General features: G+C 69.0%; 7 protein-coding genes. 2 read left to right on the top strand and 5 right to left on the bottom strand.

The features are described from left to right. Window positions 1–356: 356 nt before the first annotated feature. From K9U40_RS13640 to K9U40_RS13655, 4 genes are read right to left on the bottom strand one after another with little or no spacing between them, the layout of a single operon-like run. A complete protein-coding gene (locus K9U40_RS13640) occupies window positions 357–1,493 on the bottom strand; it encodes an ABC transporter permease (protein WP_282890717.1) in 1,137 nt (378 codons plus the stop codon). After that, window positions 1,490–2,494, bottom strand: coding sequence for an ABC transporter ATP-binding protein (locus tag K9U40_RS13645; RefSeq protein WP_282890718.1), 1,005 nt, complete (start codon window positions 2,492–2,494; stop codon window positions 1,490–1,492). The genes K9U40_RS13640 and K9U40_RS13645 overlap by 4 nt, the downstream gene beginning before the upstream one ends. Beyond that, window positions 2,491–3,465 carry an HlyD family secretion protein gene (locus K9U40_RS13650; RefSeq protein ID WP_282890719.1) on the bottom strand — a complete coding sequence of 325 codons (975 nt, stop codon included), beginning with the start codon at window positions 3,463–3,465 and terminating at the stop codon, window positions 2,491–2,493. The genes K9U40_RS13645 and K9U40_RS13650 overlap by 4 nt, the downstream gene beginning before the upstream one ends. Then, entirely contained in the window at window positions 3,462–4,154 is a 693-nt protein-coding gene (locus K9U40_RS13655; RefSeq protein ID WP_282890720.1) for a TetR/AcrR family transcriptional regulator, read from the bottom strand. Before K9U40_RS13655 ends, K9U40_RS13650 begins: the two co-directional genes overlap by 4 nt. Before the next feature lie 238 nt (window positions 4,155–4,392). On the opposite strand from K9U40_RS13655, the gene K9U40_RS13660 reads away from it, so the two are divergent. Continuing rightward, window positions 4,393–5,076, top strand: a complete 684-nt coding sequence (locus tag K9U40_RS13660; protein WP_282890721.1) for a transglutaminase-like cysteine peptidase — start codon at window positions 4,393–4,395, stop codon at window positions 5,074–5,076. A 183-nt stretch (window positions 5,077–5,259) separates the two neighbouring features. Here the strand turns inward: K9U40_RS13660 and K9U40_RS13665 are convergent, their stop codons facing one another. Continuing rightward, the gene (locus K9U40_RS13665; protein ID WP_282890722.1) at window positions 5,260–5,790 is read right to left on the bottom strand and encodes a gamma carbonic anhydrase family protein; all 531 of its coding nucleotides are present in this window, start codon (window positions 5,788–5,790) and stop codon (window positions 5,260–5,262) included. Window positions 5,791–5,937: 147 nt separating this feature from the next. On the opposite strand from K9U40_RS13665, the gene K9U40_RS13670 reads away from it, so the two are divergent. After that, a partial coding sequence (locus K9U40_RS13670) for a tetratricopeptide repeat protein (RefSeq protein ID WP_282890723.1) occupies window positions 5,938–6,485 on the top strand: 548 nt, incomplete at its 3' end.

Consider the following 6,485-nt stretch of genomic DNA (forward strand, 5'->3'; position numbering starts at 1 on the left):
GGCCTTCGCCGGCGGCCGGATCGGATCTTGGATTGTTGACATTTCAGAACCCCTCGCGCCGAGGCATGAACACTGCACCTTCGGACCCGCGCCGCACCATGCGCCGCAAGCCCGTTTTCTCCTTGATACAGGTCAAAGCTGCGTGAAGTGACGCGGTCGATGGGCGCTGCGACGGGCGGTCGCAACCGCCCAGGCTTAGCCGGCGGATTTCGACACGACATCCGCCGCGTTCGTCATGCCTTCACGCAAAGACAACTTGGCCGAAGGTCGAATGAACGCTCCGCGCTGCCACCTTTTTCCACAGGGCTGGCGTCGCTCGGCTTCGCTCACCTTTGCGGCGACGTGCCGCGCGGCATTCAGTCAAGGGTTTGACGAAATCTCGCCACGGCAATGCCCATGGCGAGAAACATGAGCGCCACCAGCGCCGCCGCATCCACGGTCAGGTCCGAGAAGCCCGATCCCTTCAGGAGAATCCCGCGCACCATGCGCAGATAGTGGGTGAGCGGCAGCGCCTCGCCGATCCACTGCGCCCACAGGGGCATGCCCGAAAACGGGAACATGAAGCCCGACAGAAGAATCGAGGGCAGGAAGAACATGAAGGACATCTGCACCGCCTGGAGCTGGTTCTGCGCCAGGGTGGAGAAGGTATAGCCCACCGACAGGTTCACGGTGATGAAGAGCAGCGTCGCCGCCGCCAGGAACGCGGCGCTGCCTTCCAGCGGCACGCCGAACAGCACCATGCCCGCGCCCAGGATCAGGACCGCCTGCACGATGCCCACCAACACGTAGGGGATGATCTTGCCCAGCATGATCTCCACCGGGTGGATCGGCATGGAAAGCAGGCTCTCCATGGTCCCGCGCTCGGTCTCGCGGGTCACCGACAGGGCCGTGTAGATGAGCATGGTCATGGTGAGGATGGTGCCCAGCAGGCCGGGCACGATGTTCAGCTGGCTGGTGCCGGCCGGGTTGTAGCGCCGGTGCTGCACGATCTCGAACGGCATCTCGCCCGCGGCATCGACGAATCTCTCGCGCACCAGGGCCGAGCTCACCACCCCCGCCAGCGCGGCGAGCGCGTTGGCCGAGCCCACCGGGTCGGTGGCGTCCGCCGCCACGAGGAGCTGCGGCTGGTCGCCGCGCCGCAGCGCGCGCTCGAAGCCGGCGGGGATCTCCACGAAGAACAGCACCTCGCCGGAGCGGATCATGTGCTCCGCCTCCTCCGCGCTTCCGGCCTCCTTCACGAAGGAGAAGAAGGCGGTGTTGCGCAGGGCGGCGAGGACCGCGCGGCTCGCATCCGTGTTCTCGTGGGCGAACACCGCCGTGGGCAGGTGGCGGGGCGTGGTGTTGATGGCATAGCCGAACAGGATCAGCTGCAGCAGCGGGATCATGATCATGGTGGCGAAGGTCACCCGGTCGCGCCGCAGCTGGATGAACTCCTTCACGATCATGGCGCCCACGCGCCTGAGGAAGCCGGCCGCCGCCGCGAGAGCCCTCATCGCAATTCATCCTTCGAGCGGCTCATGAGGTCGATGAACACATCCTCCAGCGTCGGGGCATCGGCGCGGATGACGAGGCGCGGGTCGCCGCGGAACCGCGCGAGGGCTGCCTCCAGAGCCGCCGGATCGCGGCCGGAGACGTGCAGCGCCGTGCCGAAGGGCGCCACCATGTCCACCCCGTCGAGGGCGGACAGCTCGCGGGCAAGACGGGTGATGTGGAGCCCGGCCTCGTGGCCGGCCTCGCCGGCGACCTCGACGACGACCGTGGCAAGGCCTGCGGCCGCGATCACGCTCGCCACCGTGCCCTGGGCCAGCAGCTTGCCATAGGCGATGTACGCGATCTCGTGGCAGCGCTCCGCCTCGTCCATGTAGTGGGTGGAGACGAGGACGGTGAGCCCCTCCGCCGCCAGATCGTGGATCTGCGCCCAGAACTCGCGCCGCGCCTTCGGATCGACACCGGCGGTGGGCTCGTCGAGCAGCAGCAGATCGGGGCCGGGCAGGATGCAGGCGCCCAGCGCCAGCCGCTGCTTCCAGCCGCCCGAGAGGGCACCGGCCAGTTGCTTGCCGCGGCCTTCCAGGCCCAGCCGCTGCAGCGCGGCGGCCGCCGCCGTCTCGGGCTCCGGAACGCCGTAGACGCGCGCCACGAACTCCAGGTTCTCCCGCACCGACAGATCCTGGTAGAGGGAGAAGCGCTGCGTCATGTAGCCCACATGCTCGCGGATGCGCCGGGCCTGCGTCAGGATATCCATGCCGAGGCAGGTGCCACGTCCGGAATCCGGTGTCAGCAGGCCGCACAGCATGCGGATGGTGGTGGTCTTGCCCGAGCCGTTGGGCCCGAGGAAGCCGTAGATCTGCCCGCGCATCACCCGCATGGAGAGATTGTCCACCACCCGCCGGCCGCTGAAGCTCTTGCAGAGGTTCTCCACCTCGATGGCGACTTCCGGGGCGGCGCGGGCAGGCGGAGCGCCATCCGGGCCGATTCCCTCCCCGGCGGCGGTCACGGCGTGCGCCCCAGCGCGACGTTCACCGGCTGGCCCGGCCGCGCCGTAGCCGGGTTCTCCGGGCGCGCCTCCACCAGATAGACGAGCTTGGAGCGCTCCTCCCGGCTGTAGATGATGGGCGGCGTGTATTCCGCCTGGGTGGAGATGAAGAAGACCTTCGCCGTCATGGGCGCGCAGCCGTCGCAGGTCACCGACACCGGCGCGCCGACGGCGACCCTCGGCAACGCCGCCTCGGGCACGAAGAAGCGCACCTTCACGAGGTCCGGCGGCAGCACGGAAACCACCGGCCGGCCTTCCGGCACCAGCTCCCCCACACGGTAATAGACGGTCTGCACCATGCCGTCCGCGGGCGCCTTCAGGCTGCGCCGGTCGAGCCGCACCTGGGCGGCCGCAAGGCTGGCGCGGGCGGCGGAGACGGCCTGCTCGGCCGCCTCGATCTCCTGCGTGCGGGAGGCGATGCGGGCGGCGGCGATGCGCTTGCGCGCCTCGTCCAGCGCCGCCTGGTTCTGGTCGAACTGGTGCTGGGCGGAATCGAGGTTCGCCTGGGAGGACGCCCCCTTCGGCACCAGCGTCTTCTGGCGCTCCAGCTCGATGCGGGACAGGTCGAGGGCGGCGGCGGCGCGCTGCTCCGCCGCCTGGAGCACGGCGATCTCCTCCGGCCGCTGGAGCGGCGAACGCGCATTGGCGAGCCGCGCCTCGGCCTCTTTCAGCTGGGCGGCCGCAGTGTCGCGGTCGGCGGTCTGCAGGTCGTCCTCCACCCGGGCGACCACCTCGCCGACCTTCACGATACTGCCCTCCTCCACCTTGAGCGCGCTGACGCGACCGGTCTCGGTGGGCCCGATGAACACGAGATCGCCCTCCACATAGCCGGAGAAGCTGTCGCCGGGGGCGCGGTCGCACCCGGCAAGGCCGAGCGCCGCGAGAACGGCGGCAAGGCGAAGGAAGAGAACAGGCTTGCGGTGGGATTTCACATATCTCTCCATCCGAGCCCGCGCAGCAGCAGGTCGCGGTGGGCCGCGAGGAACGCCTTTGCGTCGAGCGGGTCGAAGGCGCCGAACATGCCGTTCCAGATGACGGCCACGATGGCGGGCGAAATGACGAGCTGGGGGAAGCGCACCGCGAGGTCCGACGTGATCTCGCCGCGATCGAGCCCGCGCTGGGCGATCTTGCGCACGATGGCTAGGCCGCGGGACACCACCTCGCGATGGTAGAAGGCGGCAAGCTCGGGAAACCGCGGCCCCTCGGCGATCATGAGCCGCACCAGGGCTTCCGCCGGCGTGCCCATGACGCGCTGGGTGATGAGCACGATGAGCCGGTCGATGAGGTCCCGCGTCGAGCCCGGAAACAGGCCCACCACCGCGTCCGCGTCCGCGAGCACCGGAGCGATGTCCTGCTCCACGAGGCCGCGGAACAGGGCCTCCTTGTCGGCGAAGTGCAGATACAGCGTGCCCTTGGCCACGCCCGCGTGACGGGCCACGTCGTCCAGGCGGGCGCCGGCGAAGCCGTGGTCCGAGAACACCGTGAGCGCGGCGGCGAGGATCGCGCGGCGCCGTTCCGCCTTGTCCATGGCGGGGGCGCGGCGGCGGCGCGGCTCCACCCCCGCCGCCCGGCGGGACACCTGCGCCGGGATGTCCGGCTGCCGTCCGGAAGGGCGTGCCATATTCGCGGCCCTATAATGACTGACCCGTCAGTCATTATCACAGACGTTAACGCCTTCCAATCACGCCCCGTCGGATCAGGCGGGCAAGAGCAAGGCATTCCGGCGCGGCACCGACAAATGGCCGCACCAAAAGGAGGTAACAAAAAACCAGACTCATTAAGGTTAATAGAAGGTTGACGGCGCAAATGCGGCGCGCTTCGGGCATTATCGTTTCATTAACCCGGTCGGATAGCCCGCCATGCCGAAGCGCGTCTCGCCTCCTCGTCTCCTGTCAGCCCTCGCCGCGGCGCTCCTCTGCGCCGGCGTGAGCGCTGCCGCTGCTCAAGAGTCTCGGGGACAGGATGCGAAGGGACAGGGCACCCGGCTCGCCAATCTCGCATCGGCCTTCGCGCCGCGGCATCTCGCCGACGGCCGCGTCACCACCGCGCCGACGGGCTATGTGCGCTTCTGTGCCGAGCACGCCCACGATTGCGGGACGCTGGGCAGCGGCCTTGCCGTCATGAAGGTGGACCCCCAGCGCTCCACCGAGCTCGAGCGCATCAACCACACCGTGAACGAGGCGATCCAGCCCGAGACCGACCTCGACCATTTCGGGGAAACCGAACGCTGGTCCTATCCGGACGACGGCCGCGGCGACTGCGAGGATTACGTGCTGGAGAAGCGCCGCCGCCTCATCAACCTCGGCTGGCCCAGCTCGGTGCTGCTCATTACCGTGGTCCGGGACCGCGAGGGCGACGGCCACGCCGTACTCACCGTGATGACCGACAAGGGCGACCTGATCCTCGACAACCAGGAAACCGAGATCCGCGCCTGGAAGGATACGGGATACCGCTTCGTCAAGCGTCAGTCCCAGGCCGATCCGTCCATCTGGGTGACCCTCGGCGAAACCCGCGTGCCCCCGGTGGTGGGCGGCGGCCGCTAGTGGATCAAAGAGTTGTGGTTCGACCTGCTCGGACAACGCGTTCTCTTTCTTGAGTTTAGAGCGCGTTTCCTTTCTTCAAGTTCGGAGCAGATCCGCTCAGGTCCAACCAACCTGAACGGTGAGACGGGCCGGAACCGACGCCGCGGTTCCGGCCCGTTTGCCGTTTGATCGCGGTGCGCGGGATCAGTCGATGCGCTTCAGGCCCTTGGCATAGCGCTGCCAGTTGTGCTGGTAGTGCTCGGCGGTGCCCACGAGGCGCGCCGCCGTCGCCTCGTCGATCTGCCGCGCCACCTTGGCTGGCGCCCCGACGACGAGGGAGAAGGGCTCGAATGCCTTGCCCTCGGTCACCAGCGCCTTGGATCCCACAAGGCAGCTTGCGGCGATATTCGCCCCGTTCAGCACCGTGGACCCCATGCCGATGAGGCTGCCGTCGCCCACCGTGCAGCCGTGCAGGGTGGCCATGTGGCCGACCGTGACGTTGGTGCCCAGGGTGAGGGGAAAGCCGGGGTCGGTGTGGAGCACGCAGTTTTCCTGGATGTTGGAGCCCTCGCCGATCACGATGGGCTCATTGTCGCCGCGCAGCACGCTGCCGAACCACACGCTGGCGCCGTCCTTGAGGGTCACGTTGCCGATGATCACGGCATCCGGCGCGATCCAGTAGCGGCCCGAGGCCGGCAGGCTGGGCGCGACACCGTCGAGGGCATAGATGGGCATGGCGGTCTCCGGTCGGGAAAGGCTCCGGCTGCGTCACTATACCGGCCTCGGCCGCCATGCTAGGGTCCTGTCGCAACAAGCCGGAGCCATGCTGGCACACCACGCCGCCGCGCATTGCGCGCGGCCCGAAACCATCCGAAGCCCTGCGTGTCCATCCCCCCGCTTTCCCCTGACCAGGCCCGCCTGCTGCATGACGGCTACCAGGCCCAGATGCGCGGCCTCCTGGACGATGCGGCCCGCCAGTATCGCAAGATCCTCAAGCGCGTGCCCGACCACCCCGATGTCATGCACCTGCTCGCCATGGTCCGTGCGCGCCAGCATCGCGCCGACGAGGCCATCGCGCTCTACCGCGCCGCCGCGGCGCTCAAGCCGCAGGATGCCAAGCTCTGGTACAATCTCGGCCTCGCCTACAGCTCGGTCGAGCGCAACGGCGAGGGCGCCGATGCCTTCGCGCGGGCCCTTGCCCTCGATCCCTCGCTCCCCGAGGGGGCCGGGATGCTGTTCTCGGCCCGCCGCTCGGTCTGCGACTGGCGGGACGACGCGCAGCTCCTCGCAGCGCTCGCCCGCGCCGCCGACCCGTCCCGGCCGGAAGTCCCGCCCTTCTTCACCTTGTGGCTCGACGACCCCGCGCTGCAGCTGGCGGCCGCGCGCCGCACCGTGCACCGGCGCTGCGCCGGCATCGCGCCCCATCCCCT

This window comes from Xanthobacter autotrophicus, assembly GCF_030015065.1.
Lineage (GTDB): Bacteria > Pseudomonadota > Alphaproteobacteria > Rhizobiales > Xanthobacteraceae > Xanthobacter > Xanthobacter autotrophicus_D.

Coding starts and splice junctions, on each gene's coding strand:
- K9U40_RS13640 (WP_282890717.1), bottom strand. CDS start 1,493: ATGAGGGCTCTCGCGGCGGCGGCCGGCTTCCTCAGGCGCGTGGGCGCC.
- K9U40_RS13655 (WP_282890720.1), bottom strand. CDS start 4,154: ATGGCACGCCCTTCCGGACGGCAGCCGGACATCCCGGCGCAGGTGTCC.
- K9U40_RS13660 (WP_282890721.1), top strand. CDS start 4,393: ATGCCGAAGCGCGTCTCGCCTCCTCGTCTCCTGTCAGCCCTCGCCGCG.
- K9U40_RS13665 (WP_282890722.1), bottom strand. CDS start 5,790: ATGCCCATCTATGCCCTCGACGGTGTCGCGCCCAGCCTGCCGGCCTCG.